Origin of the sequence: Acidithiobacillus sp., from assembly GCF_023229925.1 — a bacterium.
Classification (GTDB): domain Bacteria; phylum Pseudomonadota; class Gammaproteobacteria; order Acidithiobacillales; family Acidithiobacillaceae; genus Acidithiobacillus.
This window is the reverse complement of sequence record NZ_JALNYM010000001.1, coordinates 793516-812842: the sequence shown is the minus strand read 5'-3', so window position 1 is coordinate 812842 and position 19327 is coordinate 793516. Positions and strand designations below refer to the sequence as shown.

Genomic DNA, 19327 nt, shown 5'->3' with positions numbered 1-19327 from the left:
GCGGGTGGGAGAAAAAAAACTGGGCTGGTGTCGGGCTAAACCTTGCCAGACGGGAAAATGTCACTGAGCCCGTTATTGCCGGCGCCGGGAAGGCCATTCCGGGGAGTCTTAATCCCCCTGGCGCATGGGCTTCTGCACAGATCGACATGCACTGACCGGACATCGCCCCGGAATGCGTGCTCGTCATATCCATGACGTGATCACCCTGGCAACAAGGCAGGTCTGCCATCGACATGCCTGGCATGGCAGTGCATGAAACGCCGAGCGGCATAGCCACCGCGGCATTGCTTATCCATGTTCCGAGAAGGAACATGGCCAGCAAGGCGAGCAGGGGAAAGTGGCGGCGGATTCTCTGCATATTGGTGTCAGGTGGTCTCAAGACTTGCTTTCACCCGAACCAGCTTGGCGCGTACCGCTTCACCGATCGCGGTTACCTGCGGGTTGCCGACCATGCCAAGCACTGCGGCGGGGTCCATGAAGCCCACCGTGACCTGGCCGTTGGCTTCCTCCCGGACAATGACATTACAGGGCAGGAGCAGCCCGATGTCAGGGTCGGCTTCAATCGCCTGGTGGGCAAACTGGGGGTTACAGGCTCCCAGGATCCTGTAGGGTCGTGAATCGATCCCGAGTTTGGCCTTGAGAGTTGCGGCCACGTCGATCTCGGTCAGTACGCCGAAGCCTTCCGCTTTGAGGGCCTCCGTAACTTTTGCGAGGGCCGCCGGAAAAGATCCGGTAGTGGTGGTGGAAAAGGCATACGTCGTCATGAGTTGCTCCCTTATCAATCGCAATTACATCATTAGAACAGCGCAGCCTTGTGGCTGCGGGATCCATTGTCACAAGCTCGCTTCCCTATGGTTATAAATGCCAAGAGATACTTTTTTGAAGTGCGTAGGACATCGTAAACCATGAAGTGTGCTACAAAGTCAAGGCGGGCAGGAGGGCAAACGGTAATCTGGTAATATTTGTAACCGGTTTGTGTAGTATCTGGTTGTGGGGTAGGTTACGGTTTGTGCGCTGCGGTCATCGGCTTAATCTGAGGGAGTACCTATGCTATTGACGATTTATGGGGCCACGATTGTGACCCTGATGATGCTGTTTTACGCCTTTGAATCGCGCTCGCACTGGTTCACGCTGGCTTTTGCGGTGGCTTGCCTGGGGTCTGCGGCTTATGGCTTCCTCGCGGGTACCTGGCCTTTTGGGGTGGTAGAGAGCATCTGGTCGCTGGTGGCGCTGCGTAAGTGGCAAGTGGTTCGCTCGTGAAGTGCACGGCTCAATGCTTGTGGAGGTGATGCATGTCCGGCGTGTGGGCGTGGCTGTGGGTCAGCGCTTCGTGTTGGTGCGGGTGGCGATGACGGACCCCTGACGCCACCGGAACCGGGTGCGTATGCTGATGATGTGCTTCTTCATGCACATGGGTATGATCATGTTCCATAAAGGTATGGATATGGGCATGTTCGTGACGTTCGGTGAGGTGCATCCAGATGCCCCAACCCATCAGTGCCCCGGCAATCACCAGGAACGGACTGACCGGAGCACCGAGTATCACGCTGAGTGCGGCACCGACAAAGGGTGCGCTGGAAAAATACGCTCCCGTCCGCGCGCTGCCGAGATGGCGCAGACCGACCACAAAAAGGGCGAGGCTGACGCCATAGGCGAAAAATCCGAGCAGCATCGCCGCCGCCACGTCCGGCAGGGCAGGCAGATGGTCACCAAGTAACAGCGCCAGACCGAGATTGACGCCGCCTGCCACCCAGCCTTTATTGGCAGCGATCCAAGTGGTATCGGTCAAGGACACCTTGCGGGTCAGGTTGTTGTCCACGCCCCAGGCGAAGCAGGCGCCGATGATGGCGGTGGCGGACCACAGATGATCCAAATGTAGCTGACCAGGCCAACTGAGGAGGACCATCCCCAGCACAATTGCCACCATGCCCCAGGCAATGCGCCGGTCAAAACCTTCCTTGAATACCCACCACGCCAGCAGCGTGGTAAACACTGCCTCCGCATTTAATAATAAAGAAGCGGTCGAAGCCGCCGCCCCGTGCAAACCGATCATGAACAGTACCGGCGCGATGATTCCGCCCGCCAGCACCGATGTGCCAAACCAGAAGGCGTCCCCCTGCGACAGTTGCACCCGTTTGGCGCGGCGCAACCAGCGGTAAAGCGTCAGGCCCAGACCTGAGCCCAGATAGAGGAGCCCAGCCAGCATCCACGGACTGACCGACGTCAGCAGGATTTTGGCCAGCGGCGTGCTTGCGCCGAAGAGCAGTGCCGATAGAAGGGCCGCCTGAATACCAGGACGCTGCAGAATATGGAAGCGTAGCATGGGAATCCTGTCGTTGGGGTCGGGCCGCTTACGCCGCGGATTTACCACGAATACGGAACCCACGCCTCGCCTGTGGGGTCAAGAAACGAACCCGTCCGGAAGACTTAACTTTTTTGCACAGGGGCGTGCTGACCCTTAGCGCCGCGGACCGGTGCCCATTCCACCACCCGTTCCGGTTCCCATCATTCCGGCACCCGGACCCATGCCGGCACCGCCATTCAGACGACCGGGACCCATGCCGGCCCCGCCTGCGGGTGGTACGGCGGGTAAGGTTACCCCTCTTTTCTTGGCCAGTTCCATCATCTCTTCGTGGTGTTCCTGACGTATCCGTTCGCGTTCCTGGATGGTCTTGGCCGCACGCAATTTGTCACGATACTCCACACGCTCCTTGGGGGTCATCAACTGGCTGCCATAGATCATTTGGTTTTGAACCTGTCCGGCAGCGGGGGCGGCATCCGCAGCGAAGGCAATCCCGACCGGCAGACACAGCACAGCGCCCAAGATCGGAATTAAACATGATTTTTTAGACATCTCACACCTCCAGTGAAATAACAACGCTATCAAAATATAGTTTTAATTGCCCCCTCAGGCAAGGAAATTGGTCCGCTGGTCCGGGGCTGACAGTGGGCGCCTGGTGGGCCATGCGGCATATAGTACCGGCGCCAGCCACAAAGACATGAACACGGACAGCAGCAGACCACCCATGACCGCTACCGCGAGGGGCTTGAGCAGGTCGGTGCCGTGGCCGATACCGATGGCCAGCGGCAGAAAGCCGAGGACGTCGGCGAGCATGGTCATCAGGATGGGACGCAGGCGCTGGCGGGCGGCAAGGGCGACCACGGCGGGGCGCGGCTGCGGGCCACCGAGTTGTCGGGCGCGCGCAAAAATCAGGATCACATTATTGACGGCAATGGCAAAGACCAACAGCACGCCGAGAAAGGCGGTGCTATCGAGATCGATGCCGAGCAGCAGCAGCGCCAGCAGCGCCCCCGGTGCCGCCAATGCAATGGCCAGCAGTGCGGAGATGGCGGCGCGCTGACTGCTGAACTGAAAGCCGAGCAAGATCAGGAGCAAGACCAGCGCGCCGCCCAGTATCAGCGCCATCTGCTGAAAGCTCTGCGACTGCTGGCGAAAGTAGCCACCGAGCAGGGTGCTGACATTGGTCGGCAGGTGCAGGTTTGCCACTACCGCGCGCGCCTTATCGGCGGTCTGCGCCAGTCCCTCACCGGGCTTTGGCTGCAGCCAGACATAGGCGTCGGGCACCAGATTCTGATGGGTCACGAAGGGTATCTCGCCCTGCACATGAACGCCGGCAATGCTCGCCAGCGGCGTAAAGCTTCCGTCCGGCAAGCGAATGGGGAGGGTGTCCATCTCGCGCGGGGTGAAATCGTGGCCGGCGAGGCTGACGCGGATCGGCAGAATCTGCTCGCCGTGCAGGAGGAAGCCCGCCTGCCGCCCCCAGAAACGCGCTTTGACCTGGCCGGCCAGCTCCGGTGGGGTAATGCCATAGATCGCGGCCAGTGGCGACGGGGTAATCTCTAACTCCGGACCAGCAGAAGGCGACTTGAAGTTCACGGACTCAAAGGCATGGCTCTGGCGCAATGCCGCCGCCAGACGCGCGCCCTGCGCACGCAGCGTGGCGGAATCCGAGCCGAAGAGATAAACCACCAGCGGCGCGTGGGCACCCGAGAGATTACCCAGGCGTACAATCATCGTTTGATGGAGCGTCAAGGAGAGCAAATTCGGAGCCATCTGACGGAACTGCACATGCAACGTGCGCATCACCGCCTCGGTGCTCTGCGCGTGATTGGGTTTGAGGACGATGGCGATGGCCCCCTTGTTGGCCGGCGCATGGAGGAACTGGAAGCCGCGCCCGACCAACAGCGATGCCCGCTCCACATTGGGGTTCTCCAGCGCCACCCGCATGAAATCGCGCCCCACGCGGGTGGTTTCTGCCACGCTGCTGCCGACGGGGGTGCGGAAGGGCACCGAGATCACGCCCTCGTCCCAATGGGGCAGGAAGGCGGTGGGCAAGGTGGTCAGCGTCAGCCATCCTGCTATCGCGAGGAGCAGGACTACCGGAATGGCCCACCACGGGCGGCGCATGCCGAAAATCAGCCAGCGGCCGAAATGTCGGCGTAACCAGCGCTCAGCGCCGTTTCGTCGGTTCTGTTGCGGGCGCCCGGCAAGCCAGGCAGCCAGCACCGGCGTCACCAGCAGGGCAACGATTTGCGAAGTCAGCAGGGCAATGACGATGGCCAGCGCCATATGCCGGAACAGGAGCCCCAGCGTGCCGGACAAAAAAATCAGCGGCAGAAAGATCAGGCAAGAGGTGAGGGTGGCCAGGGTCATCAGCGGCAGAATTTCGGCGGCGCGGCGCAAGGCTAATCGTCGTCGCGCCGTGCGGTCGCCGTGCAGACCGTGGAGTCCGCGTTCGACCACCACGATGGCATGATCCACCAGTGCGCCAATCGCCGCTGTCAAGCCGCCGAGGGTCATGATGTTGAGCCCGTAGCCCAGCGCATGCAGCGCCAGAAAAGCGGCGGCCAGCGCCAGTGGTACCACTACCAGGGTTGCCACTGCTCCGTCGAAACGACCCAAAAACGCCAGGACCACCAGCCAGGCAATCAGGCTGCCGAGCCCGAGGGCGATCCAGACGTCGCGCAGACTGCTGCTGATCAGATGGCTCAAGTCATAGATGGGCACCAGTTGCACACCGGCTGGCAGGTGCGCCCGCAAGGTTGCCAGCCGGCTCTGTACGGCACGGGCGACATCCACGTCGTTGGCCCGCGATTGGGACAGCACGTCGATGATCAGGGCATGGCGGTAGCCGGGAACGGCGGCATCGGTGAGCAAGGGCGGCGGACCGACCCGCACCTGTCCCAGCGTGCCCAACGCCAGCGGGGCGCGGATGCCTTCGGCATTGGCCGGACCGAGGGGCAGGGTCAGGGCGGCCAGATGCGCAGTGTCCACCGGCCGGGGCGTGGTGGCAACGATAAACTGCTGGTGATAGGCATGCAGAATGCCGGAGAAAAAGGGTCCCTGGGCGAGGCGGAGAGTGTCGATCACCTGCTGTGCCGTCAGATGATATTGGGCTAGGCGCACCGGGTTCAGATCAAGATGCACCTGCGGCCAGCCGCGGCCGGTGCCCTGCACCTGATAGACGCCAGGAATGGCCAGCAGGGCGGGACGAACCTGAAAGGCGAAAGTCGGCATCATCGCCGAGCTGTCCAGACGATTGGACACCAGCGCATACTCGGCGAAGGGGTAGGTGTAAGGTGCCATGCGCGTCACCCGCATCTGCGCGCCGACGGGTAAACGAACCTGCGAGAGGCGGGCCTGCAGCATGAGATAGGCGGTCTGCGGATTGACGCCGGGATTGAAGTAGACATTGAGCTTGGTCAGTCCGTTGCCGGTCTGCGAACGCACCAGCCGGACGCCCGGCTGCCCCTTGGCCAGTGCCTCCAGCGGTCGGGTGATCTCGACTTCCATGAACTTGACTGGCAGGCTGCCGTCGTTGACCAGCACCGCCACGCGCGGGAAATCGACATTGGGAAACACGCTTTCCGGCAGGCTTTTTAAGGCGAACCAGCCGGCCGCCAGCAAAAACAGGGCGGCGAGGATGACGCTGAAGCGATTTTCCCAGAGAAAATCCAGATAACGCTTCATGGCTTATGGACCTGCACGGGGGTGCCGGCGACGAGACGGGCGTTGCCGGAGCGTACGACGGGTTCCCCTACCCGGAGATCACCGCTGACCCAGGTGCGATCGCCACGGCTGGCGACGATGCGGACGGGCACTACGACCGCACGCCCGTCGCGAACGGCGAATACCTCGGTGCGGGCACCGCGCATGACGATGCTGGCCGTCGGCAGAACGAAGGCTGTTGCCCCCGGCGTCGGCAGCCGCAGCTGTAGCCACTCGCCGGGCAATAACGGGCTGCGCGCGGGTAGGTCGATGTAGACGGACACCAGACCCAGATGCCGCGCGCTTTGCCCGACGGAACGAATCTTGCCGTGCCCCTGCCAGTTGCTGCCATCAAGCCCTACCACTGTTCCCATCCGCAGCCCCTGCGCCACGGCAGGCGTGACGTAGGCGTGCGCCCAGGGTGCTCCGCGGCCGGCGAGAGTGGCGATGGGCTGGCCAGCGTTGACCACCGCGCCAGCAGGCACCAGATAATGCAGGCTCCCGGCGAAGGGGGCAGTCAGTTGCTGCTGGTCTGATTGCGCCTGCAAGACGCGGAGGGCGGACTGCGCTTCGTCCAGCGCCAGCTTCGTCCGCGCCACATCCTGCCGGGAGAGGACACCATCGGCATAGAGCTGTTGGTTGCGGAGCCACTGACTACGACTGAAAGCGACCCGCGCCTGAGCGGCACTGATCGTCGCCTGCAGGCCGGGCGGTGCGATGCGCGCCACCAGGGTGCCAGCAGGGATTTGTCCGGCCGGCAGTAGCGGACCGAGCACCCGGCCGCTCACCGCAGCGGTCAGGGTCACTCGACCGTTGCTCTCGACGGTGGCGAGGACGGTGTTTTCCTGATGGGTTGGCGCGGCGGCGACGATGGCCACGCGTACCGGCAGTGCCCAAGCTGCGCTCATGCCGGTCAGCCAGAGCAGGGTGGTGAGGCCGATAACGGCGGGCCAGCGTGGGGAAATATGGATCATTGAGCATTTGCGGGAGGTCATGACAGCTTCCTTTGATCGGGCAACAAGCCACTATCCAATGCCAGTTGCGCACGTGTCAGGCGGGCGCGGATGGCGGCGCCTGCGCTTTGCAACTGGGTCTGCACCCAGCCATTCTCCGCTTGTTGTAACGCCAGTGCGCTCTCCGCACCGGCGAGATAGCCCTTGCGGGTCATGGTATAGACCGTCCGTGCGGTCCGGGCGAGCGTCTGCGCGTCCTGCAAGGTGTTTACTGCCGCCTGTGCCGCCCCGTAATCGGCCGCCAAGCGGCTGCGAATCTGCAGTTGCAGCGCCGCCTTGGCGGCCTGCATGGCGGCCACCTGCTCCTGCGCCGCGGCGACCCGATCCCGGTTGCGGCCAAAGCCAAAAATGGGCATTTGCAGGCTGAGGATCGCTTGCCAGCCCAACTGCTGGCTTTGCGGCAGTGTCGAGGTGTCCACCCCATAGGCACCGGTGGCGGCAAGGGCTGGCAGCCGCGCCGCCTGCCGATAGTGCAACAGCGATCGCGCCGATTGAATTTCGCCGTCGGCGACGCGCAACAGCGGCTGCGATTGGTCGGCTTGCTGGCGGAGCATATTTGTATTCGGCAACGCAGTGAGTGGGGCGGCAACGGGCGCCAGCTTGGGCAGCACCGCCATCCCATAGCCCGTCTGCAGTGCGAGCACCTGGCGCGCCGCCTGCGCCCGCGGTCGCGCCTGATCGAGCCCCATCTGGATCCGTACCAGGGTCAATTTGGACTGATTCAGATCCAGGCGCGAGCGGGTCCCCGCCCGGTACCCTTCCTGCGTCGCCGTGCGCATCTGGCGCGCCGCCGCCAGCGCCTTGCGCCACACGGCCAGTTCGTTATCGTCCAGCGCCATCCGGTAATAAGCCACGGTCACCTGCGCGGCGACTGCAAGCCGTGTCTGCTGCAGCCGGTAACGGGCGATGGCCGAGCGGTCGCGTGCCAGCGCCGATAAGGCATAGGCTTGCGGCGTATACAGCGGGATTTGCAGGCGAACCTGTCCGATCAGCTCCCGTGCGCCATTGGCACTGACAAAGCGCGGCTGGCCGTTCTGGGTTTGGGTCCAGATGCCTCCGGTACTCAGCGAGAGGGCGGGCAATAGATCCGCGTGCGCCGCACGACCCTGATCCTGGCGCTCCGCAATCATGTGCTGCGCCTGCTGCACCACCGCCTGATTGACCAGCGCACGCTGAATGGCGCTCTGTAAAGTCAGATCGTCCGCCGAGGCGGTACCCGAGAGCAGACAGGCGCCGATTCCGAGCGCAGTCGCAATCCGCCGTGTTGCGGCTTTGTGCGTCATGCACGGACCTTTACGCTTAAAAACGCGAAATTATTTTGGCGCTTTTCTGGGGGGGTCCGATAACCGGCCATTACAATTTTATCTCCGCACAGGATAAATACCGCCATAACTGCGGCGGCCATTGGCGCATCATTGCAAAAGCAGGAAACCAGAAGATGACCGCAACCTGTCGAATTCGTCATCTTTAGTGCGATGCCAGAGTTTCTGTCGCGATAATTGGGAAAGATAAAGTGACGATGGTACCCATCCCCAATTCACTCTGCAGTGCGACCTCGCCGCGGTGCAACTGCATAATGGACCGCACGATGGCGAGCCCCAGTCCGGTGCCCTGACCCTGACGCATCCGCGCCACATCCGCGCAATAAAAGCGGTCAAACACATGCGGCAGATCCTCCGCCGCCATCCCGGAACCGCTATCGCTGACGATGATCTGCAGTAGCGATGGCTGAATGGCGGTGCGGATACTGACCTGCCCGCCCGCAGGGGTATGGCGCAGCGCGTTGCCGAGCAGATTGCCCAGCGCGCGCCGCAACAGTCCGGGATTCGCCGCCACTGACCCACTGGCCCTGTTGACCAGCGCAACCCCCAACTCGTCGGCCATTGCCTGATAAAAGGCGCAGACTGCCGCTACTTCTTCCCGGCTGTCCAGCAACGGTGTGTCGAGCTGGGCATCTGGCTGCTCCGCGCGAGCGAGAAAGAGGAGGGCGTCCACCATGCCCGAAAGCCGTCCGTATTCATCCATAGCGGACTCGATACACGCCTGATAGTCCGCCAAACTGCGGTTTCTGGAAAGGGCGATTTCCGCCTCGCCGCGCAGGATATGCAGGGGCGTGCGCAGTTCATGGGCGATATCGGCGGAGAATCGCGAAATGCGATTGAAGGACGTCTCCAGCCGACCCAGTAGGCGGTCAAAGTTGGCCGCCAGAGTACGCAGCTCGCCCGGCCAATGTTCGTCCGCAACGCGCCGATGCAATTGCGCGGCACCCAGCTCATCGACGATCTCCGCCAACCGTGCGACCGGTCGCATAGCCCGCCGGGCAATCAGATATCCCGCCGCCACTGCCGCTAGCAGGACGAGGGTAGTCGCCAGCAGCAGCACCTGCCGATAAAGTGCCAAAAATTGCGCTTCCTGCGTGGTGCTGACGGCGACATAAATTGTTGTGGGCGGATGCCCTGCAAAACGTTGTGCCATGACCAGATAATGATCGTGATCGCGTATTTTCCATCGCCACTCCGTTTTTTCCAGCGCGTTGGGTGATTTCGTGAATGGTCGTGGACTGTCCAGAAGCGGATTGAAGTCACGACCGCGGGCAATAATGCCGGCAGGGGGGCGGTTGACCCAGATGAATACGCCGCGAATCGTACTCGCCTCCAACTGCATTTCGTGTTGTAGCGCTTCAACATTCCCGGCATGCTGGCTCAGTGCGCTATGCACCGCATTGATCTTGCTTGATAAAATTTGGCTGTCGACCTGCCGTAATTGCTCCGCGAGTACCCAATATAATGCACTGCCAACGGCGGCGATCAACAAAACACTGAGCAACGCGTACCACAACGTCAGACGTACAGCTATCGAACCGGTAACGCGGCGGAAAGCCTCAGTCGCGTGTTTCAAGGACATAACCGACCCCTCGCAAGGTATGAATCAGTTTGCGGGAATAGGGGTCGTCGACCTTTCTGCGCAACCGACGGATCGCGACATCCACCACATTGCTGTCGCCATCAAAATTCATATCCCAGACCTGCTCGGCGATCCGCGTACGGGTCAGCACTTCGCCGGGAAAGCGCATCAGATAGCTCAACAGTCGATATTCCTGAGGGGCAAGGTCGATGGCCTCGCCCCCCCGCCAGACCTTATGCCGTAGCAGATCGATCTCCAGATCCGCGCAATGGAGTACGTCCTCGGAGCGCATGTTACAGCGGCGCAAGATGTTGTGCACCCGCGCCAACAGTTCAGAAAAGGCAAAGGGCTTGACCAGATAATCATCGGCGCCGAGTTGCAGGCCCTTCACCCGTTGGGAGACCGCATCCAGCGCTGTCAACAGGATGACTGGTTGATCCGCCCGCCGCTTGCGGATTTCCTGCAAAACCCACCAGCCATCCCGCTGCGGCAACAGGACGTCCAGTACGATGACGTCAAAATCCCCTGTCGCCGCCAGGTGTTGTCCGTCTGTACCATTACTGGCAATGTCTACGATATCCCCTTCCTCCGTAAAACCTTTCTTCAAAAAGGCTGCGGTTTTTGGCTCATCTTCAATGATCAGTATTTTCATGATGTTTATTCTTTAATAACCAGAGCAAAAGATTTCCCGACCTTTGACCTTCTTGTCGATTTCCTGAAGAATGTCCGCGTTATTAATGACACAATGAGAGGCATGATGAAAACACACCAGCCCTTTGAACGACGTCGTAAACAAGCTTTCGGTGCGGTCCGCATCCTTTTCGGCCTAATCTGGCTGATCAATACCTGCTTGCAACTTAGTCCTGCCTACAGCGCTCACTTTCTGAGCACCCTCAATGCCGACTGGGTGTCCGGACAACCCGCCTGGATCGCCAGCTATGGTCATTGGATGGCGCAACTGGTCCAGCAACTGGGTGCACAGTATGTGGCCTATGCGACTATAGCGCTCGACGCCATTCTCGCCATCTCCCTCATTACCGGTATCGGCTTGCCACTGCTGGCTTGGGTGGGCGTGATTTATAACCTCTGGCTATGGAGTACCGTTGGCGGTTTTGGCGGTCCCTACACCCAGGGTGCGACCGATCCCGGTACCGCCATCATCTATGCGCTCTGCTTCCTCTATGTAATCTGGACCCGGAGCTGGGAGGGATTGAGTCTCAGTAAAGTACCGCATCGTCCTATTTACGCGCCGGCCATGCACACCGCGCGTGTCTTGTTCGGCATACTCTGGGCCGTCGATGCCTTTTGGAAATGGCAGCCCTATTTTCTCAATAATGCCGTTACTTACCTGCAGCAGGCTCTGCCCGGCGAACCGGCTTGGATCGCAGCCTATATCAGCTTCTTTATCACAGTTATCACCTGGGTCGGGCCAGTGCTCTTTGGCTATTTTGCCGCGATCATAGAAAGTATTATCGCTTTTTATCTTATCATCGGCCGAGGTCTGCGCTGGGTGATCCCCGTTGGTATTGCCTACAGCATTGGTGTCTGGACGACGGCGGAAGGTTGGGGTGCGCCGTTTCTGCCGGGTGCCACGGCGAACAAGGGCGATGTCCTGGGTACCACCAATATCTACGTCATCGCGTTCCTTTTCCTGGCGGTCTGGGTTTATCTCACCCCACATCGCAAAGAAAATTAGAGGGGCGGTTTACCGGCGCAGAAGGAAAATACGCGTTAGAACCCGATGACCCAGGACCTCATGCAATAGTGCCATGCCGATATGGCCGTACCAGTAAACCCAGACGAGGTTGGCGATGAGGCTATGCAGATCGGCAACATTACCGACGAATGGCGTTTCCACGCCGTTTTTGGGGTAGATAAAAAAAAGTACGGCACCGGAGGCCGCCATAGCGGAGACAGCGAGGAATCCCAGACCATGGACGAGTCCCGCCAGCCCCCCTTCAGGGCCTCCCTCGGGTAATTGAAACCGTAGTATCTGGCGTAATTCCATCAGGAGTTTCGCCCGTCCTTTTGAATCCCAGGGAAACAGGTGACGGAAGCCGCTGTCGTCACGGGTGAGTAGTGCGCTCCATACCCAGTGGGCGATGATGACTCCAACCGCAGCCAGGCCCACCCACTCATGGAGTTCAAAGGAAAGGGCCTGAATAGAGGTCGGTACCCGACCCGGCTTGGGCTGTTCCATGATCAGGCTGATGAGGAGCTGAAAACTCACGGTGAGCGCCATGCCCCAATGAAGAAGACGTGTGCCTGTATTCCAATAGGTGACATGCGGGGTTGAACTCTGTTCCATAGGCTGATTCTCTTTGGGTGTAGGTTAAATCGTAAGCACGAACTCGTGTCCGATAATACCATTGCCTGCCGACTAGGTGATATAGACCAATACCTTGTACTCCGGGTACACTTTGATAGCCGCCTTCTGCCGAGAACAGATATCGCATGTATCACGAGGAATACCATCATCATGAGAAGATCGGCTGGTTACGGGCCAGTGTGCTTGGCGCCAACGATGGCCTGCTTTCGACAGCAAGCCTGCTTGCCGGTGTCGCGGCCGGGCAGGCAAGCCATGAGCAAATTTTGCTTGCTGGTGTTGCCGCGTTGGTCGCTGGCGCTTTTTCCATGGCGGCCGGTGAGTATGTGTCGGTGAGTTCCCAGGCCGATACCCAATTGGCCGATCTTGAGATTGAAAGACGGGAGCTGAAGAAAAATCCCGAAAAAGAGCTCCTCGAACTCCGCAATATCTATATGGCGCGTGGCCTTGATGTGGCGCTGGCCCAGCAAGTCGCCGCACAGCTTATGCAACATGATGCCCTCGCTGCGCATGCCCATGATGAACTGGGCCTGACGAAAATGGCGGCCGCCCGGCCTGTCGAAGCCGCTTTAGCCTCCGCCGCCGCTTTCGTCTGTGGCGCGTTATTCCCCGTATTAATCGCCACCTTCGCATCCCACAGCAGGGTGCTACCTGTCCTGTTTACCACCACCATACTACTGCTGGCGATCCTCGGTGCGGTCGCTGCCAAGGCCGGTGGAGCCTCCATGCTGAAGGGGGCTCTCCGCGTTGTCTTCTGGGGGGCTCTCTCCATGATCGCCACCGCACTAATCGGCCACCTGCTTGGGCAGGTGGGTGTCTGACCGCTAAAGAGCTGCTTTGCTTCGGTCAAGTGTCTAAGTAAAGAAGTGATTGCCATTTTTTAGGCCGGCCCCTCAAAATGTCATAAAAAAGTCATTGATCTGTCGTATTGTCGTCACATTTGGTGGTTATGGTACTCCCTACTTTGAAACGCCCGAAGATTCTTTTGGGGCATCGATCATAACAGGGAGTGTTTTAACCATGCGTAACACCGCGAATTTACGTCCAATCATCGTTGCGCTCATGGCATCCGGGATGATGCTATCGAGTGCACTTGCCCTGGCTGATGGCGTTACTGCCAGCACGGTAAGTGCTCACCATGCTGCCGTCGACGTCGGTCAGGTCAATGCCGCTGCACAGGGAAGTTCTTACCTTGGGAGCAGTGAGGCACAGTCCCTTACCCAACAACACCGTTTTAATTCCGGTCAGTCGGTGAAGGTGCTGGACAAGCATGAATTAGCGGCTGCCGGTCCGGTAGGCGGCAGTGCGCAGGCTTTGTCTTACGCGCCGGGCGTCAGCGTCTCCAGCTATGGATACACCGGCTCCACCAAGACTTCTATCAGCGTGAACGGGATCAAGCAGGGTTGGGGCGGTTTCTCCGGTGGCCAGATTGACAACGGCAGTCTTTCCGTCACCTTTGACGGCGTTCCCATGGTGAATCCCTCCAGTGGCCTCTGGGAGAGTCCGCAGGTACCGCAGAACGGCATTCTGCAGGGTATAGGCGTCACCTATGGTCCCGGTAACCCGGTGGATCGCTGGTATAACAACATCGGCGGCCAGATCGATTTTGTCCCCTTGCAACCCACCAAAACGGCTGGCGCATCAATCAAGATGAGTTACGGCAGCTACAATACCAAAAATATCGTCTTCAACGTGCGCACCGGGAGCATAGACGGCTGGTCCACCATTCTGGCGGGTGGCTCCGGTTCCGGCAACAGCTACCGTCAAACCTCGGATGGTTTCGCCAACCCCAGTTATAACTACGCCTGGTTCCTGAAAACCCGCAAGACCTTCAGCAACGGTGACTTTTCAATGGGCGCCTACCTCGCGAAAGGTTCTGGTTACCGGCCGGTATCCATCCCCCTCAACCCCATTGCCGGTGTGACCATGGATGGTACGCCGAACTCGCCGCTGTATAGCCAGGCGACGTCAGGGTATTATTCCTCGCTGCCGGAAAATGTCTGGTTCAAACGGGACGGCAATACCACCTGGCTGGTCTATAGCAAATTGAACCTTGCACTGGACAGCATGGTGGGTCTGCATAACACGCTCTGGTATCGCAACGGCCACCGTCTGCATTTCCATTATAACAACTACGGACTGTCCAATCCGGGTAATCTGTATGAATACAATAACCCCCATACCGATGTGTACGGCGACAAGCTGTGGTTTTCGGTGGCCCTGCCCTATAACGATGTGAACGTGGGTGGATTCTTCCTGAACAGCCGGTATAACTCGCGGAACGCCTTTTACAATACCAACCCGCCGTACTACGGTTCGGCGTCTGTGCCCAATGCGCATTATCGCAGCGACTATTTTGACCAGACGGATCTTGCCGCGTTCATCCAGGATCGGATCAGTCCGATGAAAAACCTGCATATCACGCCAGGTGTGCGTTTCATCAATTATCAGACGCGTTACACGCCTGCCGCGCAATCGGATTTCGCCGCGGCTTATGCCCTGTATCCGCAGAATAATCAGGGTGTGCTCCCGGCCGCCAGCAACAGCTTCACCAAGGTGGAGCCCTCGGTGGATTTCAATTGGCAGCCGATCAAATGGCTGGCAGTGTTTGCCAGCTACGCGCAGGCATACAAGGAGCCGCAGGTGGGCGGGGGCGGTGGTCTGTATCAAAGCACCCCACCGATTTATAGTCTGGAAAAAAGCGCCGATTATAATGCGGGCATAAAGATTCATTTCAAGGATGCCGCTTACCTGCATAATTTCTTTCTGCTGGCGAGCTTTTACCATCTGCACTATACCAACCAGTATATTCCGTTCTACGATGCCAATGGCAATTATCTGGGTGACGCGAATGGTGATTCCATCTATCAGGGCGTCAATATGGCACTGGAAGATGACCCGATTTACAACCTGCACGTTTTCGCCAATCTGAATTTCGAGAAGGCAACTTTCGCTCATTACGTAACTGGCGGTGTTAGTTATGACGGACTGCCGGTATCCAACGTGCCAAGCAGCACTTTTAATATCGGTACAGCGTACAGCTACTATCTCTCGGGCGTGTTACTGGAGCCGCGGATCTGGTATCAGTACACCGGCGCACAAAATATCTTCAATAACAATACGACTGCGCCGAGCCAGCAGAAAATGCCGGGCTATGGTACGGTGAATCTGGGTTTTGACAGCACCATCCCCACGCGTGGGAGTATTCCGGGTTTGAAGGACGTCAAGCTGAGTGTCGATGTCCTCAACCTTGCGAATAATCGTTATAACGAGTTCCAGTATATTACGGCCGGCGGACTTCTGGGTGGAAACTCGGCTGGGCAGATGCTGGCATTGCCTGGCGCCCCGTTGACGGTATATGGAAGTATTGCGGTAAACTTCTAGATATAGAGTTACTTGTAATTTTCGGCAGAAAGGTTCCAGGGTGTTATGTCTGGAGCTTTTCTGCCGATATTTTTTTAGGATGACGAGTGTGCATCCAGGAATCTCCACTTGGCCGGCGCCAAGCCTGCGCTAATTCCGAGGTGGTAGAGTGCATATCATGGGAACATCAAAAAGTCGTTATTGGCGTGCTGAGTGTCGTTTTGACTGCGACATCCCTTAATGCCTTCGCCTTCACCGGCCAGAATCTGGCGGGCCATGCCAAGGTAACTATCGAACAGGCGCGGACTATTGCCTTGAAGGCATACCCCGGCAAACTCACGAACGAAGAACTGGAGCAGGAGAAAGGTGGGAGCGGTTTACGCTATTCTTTCGATATCAATCATGGCAAAGTCACCCATGAGGTAGGCGTCGACGCTAAAACCGGGGCTTAGGGGTGGGCAAAGGCGCCGGAAAACTACGGGGACCATCTTGTGCGCATTCTTTTCGTTGAAGATGATCGGGTTGGCGAATGACACTCAGCTCGCGGAGCGACCGAGGGTGTTATATGGCCTTGCTACACCTTTACTGTGTTGACTGTTCAGTCAAGTGGGTACCGTGCCTTGGTGGGCAGAAGCGATAACCGAAACCGGGGATGGTTTCCAACCATCTATGTGCTCCCGTATCCTCCAGTATCCTCCGCAATCGGTAAATTTTCACCACGAGCGTATTCGGTGCGATATATATCCTTTTCCCTTCTGCGAGGACTTGCAGAAGCTGCTGATAGGATATCGCCTCGTCAGGGTGCGTCACCATATATTCAAAGAGCCTGAAAAGCTGTTTTGGCAGATAAATTTCCTGATCGGATATCGACACTCTGCGGGAAAGAGGATCTAACTGAATATGCCCTGGTAATTTTGACAGTTCTGTGGGACGGATAGTTATCTCGTCATCCAGCCTGCGGAGATGGGCCATTAGCAACCCTTCCCCGAGGGTCCACGGAATAAACGCGACTGCACCGGCTTCAATCGCAGCGATCGCTATCGATCCGCTGTTTGCTTCCGCGCTGTCTCCTATGACCAGAAAAGGTACTGATTTATGAGCGATATCCTGTATATTCTGGAGATAGTCACGGTAGTCATCTAACCATCCATTGAGTATCACATTTTTTACTTGTAAGCTTTTGTCTAATCCATTTATGTCATGAGTAGAATGAATCCGATGCACGGGATAGCCATTTCGTTCTAAGGCATATTCGATATCATATACCATGGTGTCAGTCACCTTTGGCGAGACTAACAATATTTTCTGCTCTGCCCGATAATTCTGTGTAGAGGCAGGCATATTCAGCCATGCCAAGCCTTCCAGTAAGGCAGTGTGGGCGTGTTGTATATAAACGGCACCTAGGAGGATGCTAAACATTAGTATGGCTCCATTCTGATTATTGTTGAATTATTCATATTCATAATGATTGATCATCGGATCATGAGGTTTTATTACTGCAAGGCGATTCACGACTATCCGCGACTACCGCATTATGGTAACTCTCGCACATGACACTATTGTGACAAATTTGTGACACTAAGATGACGATTGCCAGCATACGAAGGGGTTACGGTTCGTTAAGGGAAAATTAATTCGTATGACGGCTGGCGCGTGGGGCCACAGGGCTGCCCATCCGGCCCTTTCAGCTTTATGATAGGGGGAGGCAGAAGGAAACCACCATTTGAGCTATAGCGCCGAACAATTCACCGTCCTCAAGGGACTCGAACCGGTCAAGTTGCGTCCGGGCATGTATACCCGGACGACTTGCCCCACCCACGTCATTCAGGAAGTGATCGACAACGCTGCCGATGAGGCCCTGGCCGGCCAGGCGACGCGCATCGACGTGACGGTCTGTGGCGATGGTTCGGTGATCGTCGAGGACAATGGCCGCGGCATCCCGGTCGGCATCCCGCCCGGCGAGTCCCGCCCGGCGGCCGAGCTGGCCTTTACGACCCTGCACGCGGGCGGCAAGTTTGATAAGACGGATTTGGAGTCGGCCTACCGCTTTTCTGGCGGTCTGCATGGGGTAGGCGTGGCTGTCACCAATGCCCTGTCCCAACGGGTGGAAGTCGAAATCAAAACCCGCGACCCTCAGGGGCCGGGTAACGGTCGCTATCGCCTGGTGTTGACGCAGGGGGAGGTGAGCGAAGCGTTGGCCCGGCTGGAAGACTGTGGCCCGCGCACCCATGGCACGCGGGTTCAGGTATGGCCGGACGGGCGGTATTTCGACTCGGCCAAGATCAATATCCGGGAGCTCACCCATCTCCTGCGCGCCAAGGCCATTCTCCTCCCTGGCCTGCAAGTGAGCCTCACCGTCCCGGAGCTCGAACCCGTCGTCTGGAAATATAGCGAAGGTCTGGCGGAATACCTCGCGGAAATCGTCGCTGATCTCGAGCTGACCACGCCGATTTTTGCGGGAGTCTCCTATCAGGACGGGGACAGTAACGGTTTTGCGAAAGGGGAAGGTGCGGGCTGGGCGCTCTGTTGGATTAACGGCGCCGCCCCTAACCCGGAGACTTACGTCAATCTGATCCCGACGCTGGACGGTGGTACCCACGAGTCGGGCTTCCGAGCCGGGGTTTTTGAGGCGGTGCGCAGTTTTATGGAGCACCACAGCCTCGTCCCCGCCAAGCTCAAACTGGTACAGGATGATGTTACCGGTAAGATGGCGCTGGTGCTTTCGGCTCGCGTGCTCGATCCGCAGTTTCAGGGGCAGACCAAAGACAAGCTCACCAGCCGCGACGCCCATAAGCTGATGGCGCAGACCGTGTGTGATCCGCTGGAACTCTGGCTCAACAGTCATCCGGATGCGGGGAAGGCGATCGCAGAGTTGGCGATCCAGAATGCCCAGGCTCGTACCCGCGCCGCGCAAAAAATCGAGCGTAAGAAGGGCTCGGGCCTGGCGACACTTCCCGGCAAACTGACGGATTGTGAAAGTGAGGATATTCAGCGCAATGAGTTGTTTCTGGTCGAAGGGGACTCTGCCGGCGGTTCCGCCAAAGCGGCGCGCGATAAAGAATATCAGGCCTTGCTGCCGTTGCGGGGCAAGGTGCTCAACACCTGGGAAGTGGATGCGGACCAGATCTTCAAAAACCAGGAAGTCCACAATATGGCGGTGGCCCTGGGTATTGAGGCACACAGCGTTCAGGCGGACCCGGATCGGGTGCTGGCCGGGCTGCGCTACGGCAAAGTCATGGTACTGTCCGATGCCGATGTGGACGGCAGCCATATTCAGGTGCTGATTCTGACCCTGTTTCTGCGGCATTTCCCGGCGCTGTTGCAGCGCGGCCACGTGTTCGTGGTCAAGCCGCCTTTATACCGGGTGGATACCACCTGGCGCGGCAAGGCCCGTAAAATCTACTGCGAGGCAGAAGCCGAACGGGACGCGGCGATAGATCGCCTGCGCACCGAAGGCGTCAAGGAAAGTGCGATCTCGGTGCAGCGTTTCAAAGGCTTGGGCGAGATGAACCCGGATCAGCTCTGGGAAACCTCCATGTGCCCTGATACCCGTTCCCTTGTCCCATTATCCATGACGGCTGCCGATCAGGCGGCACTGCATACCCGTTTCAGCCTGCTGATGGCCAAACAATCGGCGGGCGGGCGTCGCGAATGGATGGAGCGGGATGGCTGGACGGCAGATATTGATATTTAAGGCGAGGACTTTCAAGC

16 protein-coding genes are annotated in these 19327 nt (G+C 58.5%); 6 read left to right on the top strand and 10 right to left on the bottom strand.

Translation table 11 applies throughout. The annotated features are described in order from the left end of the window. Positions 1-365 precede the first annotated feature (365 nt). Positions 366-764, bottom strand: coding sequence for a DUF302 domain-containing protein (locus M0P56_RS04130; RefSeq protein ID WP_291508783.1), 399 nt, complete (start codon positions 762-764; stop codon positions 366-368). A gap of 283 nt (positions 765-1047) precedes the next feature. On the opposite strand from M0P56_RS04130, the gene M0P56_RS04125 reads away from it, so the two are divergent. Beyond that, on the top strand, positions 1048-1260 hold the full coding sequence (locus tag M0P56_RS04125) for a hypothetical protein (RefSeq protein WP_291508782.1): 213 nt from the start codon (positions 1048-1050) through the stop codon (positions 1258-1260). A gap of 10 nt (positions 1261-1270) precedes the next feature. Here the strand turns inward: M0P56_RS04125 and M0P56_RS04120 are convergent, their stop codons facing one another. From M0P56_RS04120 to M0P56_RS04090, 7 genes are all read right to left on the bottom strand, one after another. Continuing rightward, positions 1271-2323, bottom strand: a complete 1053-nt coding sequence (locus M0P56_RS04120; protein ID WP_291508781.1) for an EamA family transporter — start codon at positions 2321-2323, stop codon at positions 1271-1273. Positions 2324-2458: 135 nt separating this feature from the next. Continuing rightward, a complete protein-coding gene (locus tag M0P56_RS04115) occupies positions 2459-2854 on the bottom strand; it encodes a hypothetical protein (protein WP_291508780.1) in 396 nt (131 codons plus the stop codon). Positions 2855-2908: 54 nt separating this feature from the next. Next, entirely contained in the window at positions 2909-5992 is a 3084-nt protein-coding gene (locus M0P56_RS04110) for an efflux RND transporter permease subunit (protein WP_291508779.1), read from the bottom strand. Further along, a complete protein-coding gene (locus M0P56_RS04105; RefSeq protein WP_291508778.1) occupies positions 5989-7005 on the bottom strand; it encodes an efflux RND transporter periplasmic adaptor subunit in 1017 nt (338 codons plus the stop codon). The genes M0P56_RS04110 and M0P56_RS04105 overlap by 4 nt, the downstream gene beginning before the upstream one ends. Continuing rightward, positions 7002-8306: a TolC family protein gene (locus tag M0P56_RS04100; protein ID WP_291508777.1), complete on the bottom strand. Its 1305-nt coding sequence runs from the start codon at positions 8304-8306 to the stop codon at positions 7002-7004. Before M0P56_RS04100 ends, M0P56_RS04105 begins: the two co-directional genes overlap by 4 nt. Positions 8307-8490: 184 nt before the next feature. Beyond that, positions 8491-9927: a heavy metal sensor histidine kinase gene (locus M0P56_RS04095; RefSeq protein ID WP_291508776.1), complete on the bottom strand. Its 1437-nt coding sequence runs from the start codon at positions 9925-9927 to the stop codon at positions 8491-8493. Further along, positions 9905-10579 (bottom strand): heavy metal response regulator transcription factor, encoded by a 675-nt coding sequence (locus M0P56_RS04090; protein WP_291508775.1) that lies wholly within the window; start codon positions 10577-10579, stop codon positions 9905-9907. The genes M0P56_RS04095 and M0P56_RS04090 overlap by 23 nt, the downstream gene beginning before the upstream one ends. Before the next feature lie 102 nt (positions 10580-10681). Here M0P56_RS04090 and M0P56_RS04085 point away from each other — a divergent pair, with 102 nt between their 5' ends. Further along, complete coding sequence (locus tag M0P56_RS04085) at positions 10682-11623, top strand: hypothetical protein (protein ID WP_291508774.1); 942 nt, start codon at positions 10682-10684, stop codon at positions 11621-11623. 9 nt (positions 11624-11632) lie between these two features. Here M0P56_RS04085 and M0P56_RS04080 read toward each other — a convergent pair whose 3' ends face one another. Then, entirely contained in the window at positions 11633-12235 is a 603-nt protein-coding gene (locus tag M0P56_RS04080) for a cytochrome b/b6 domain-containing protein (protein WP_291508773.1), read from the bottom strand. A 146-nt stretch (positions 12236-12381) separates the two neighbouring features. Here M0P56_RS04080 and M0P56_RS04075 point away from each other — a divergent pair, with 146 nt between their 5' ends. From M0P56_RS04075 to M0P56_RS04065, 3 genes are all read left to right on the top strand, one after another. Then, complete coding sequence (locus tag M0P56_RS04075; protein WP_291508772.1) at positions 12382-13074, top strand: VIT family protein; 693 nt, start codon at positions 12382-12384, stop codon at positions 13072-13074. Between the two features lie 199 nt (positions 13075-13273). Then, entirely contained in the window at positions 13274-15637 is a 2364-nt protein-coding gene (locus M0P56_RS04070; RefSeq protein ID WP_291508771.1) for a TonB-dependent receptor, read from the top strand. 200 nt (positions 15638-15837) lie between these two features. Beyond that, complete coding sequence (locus M0P56_RS04065) at positions 15838-16068, top strand: PepSY domain-containing protein (protein ID WP_291508770.1); 231 nt, start codon at positions 15838-15840, stop codon at positions 16066-16068. Between the two features lie 130 nt (positions 16069-16198). On the opposite strand, the gene M0P56_RS04060 is transcribed toward M0P56_RS04065, so the two are convergent. Further along, a complete protein-coding gene (locus M0P56_RS04060) occupies positions 16199-17035 on the bottom strand; it encodes a winged helix-turn-helix domain-containing protein (protein WP_291508769.1) in 837 nt (278 codons plus the stop codon). A gap of 304 nt (positions 17036-17339) precedes the next feature. Here M0P56_RS04060 and M0P56_RS04055 point away from each other — a divergent pair, with 304 nt between their 5' ends. Next, positions 17340-19310, top strand: a complete 1971-nt coding sequence (locus M0P56_RS04055; RefSeq protein ID WP_291508768.1) for a DNA topoisomerase IV subunit B — start codon at positions 17340-17342, stop codon at positions 19308-19310. The last annotated feature ends 17 nt before the right edge of the window (positions 19311-19327 follow it).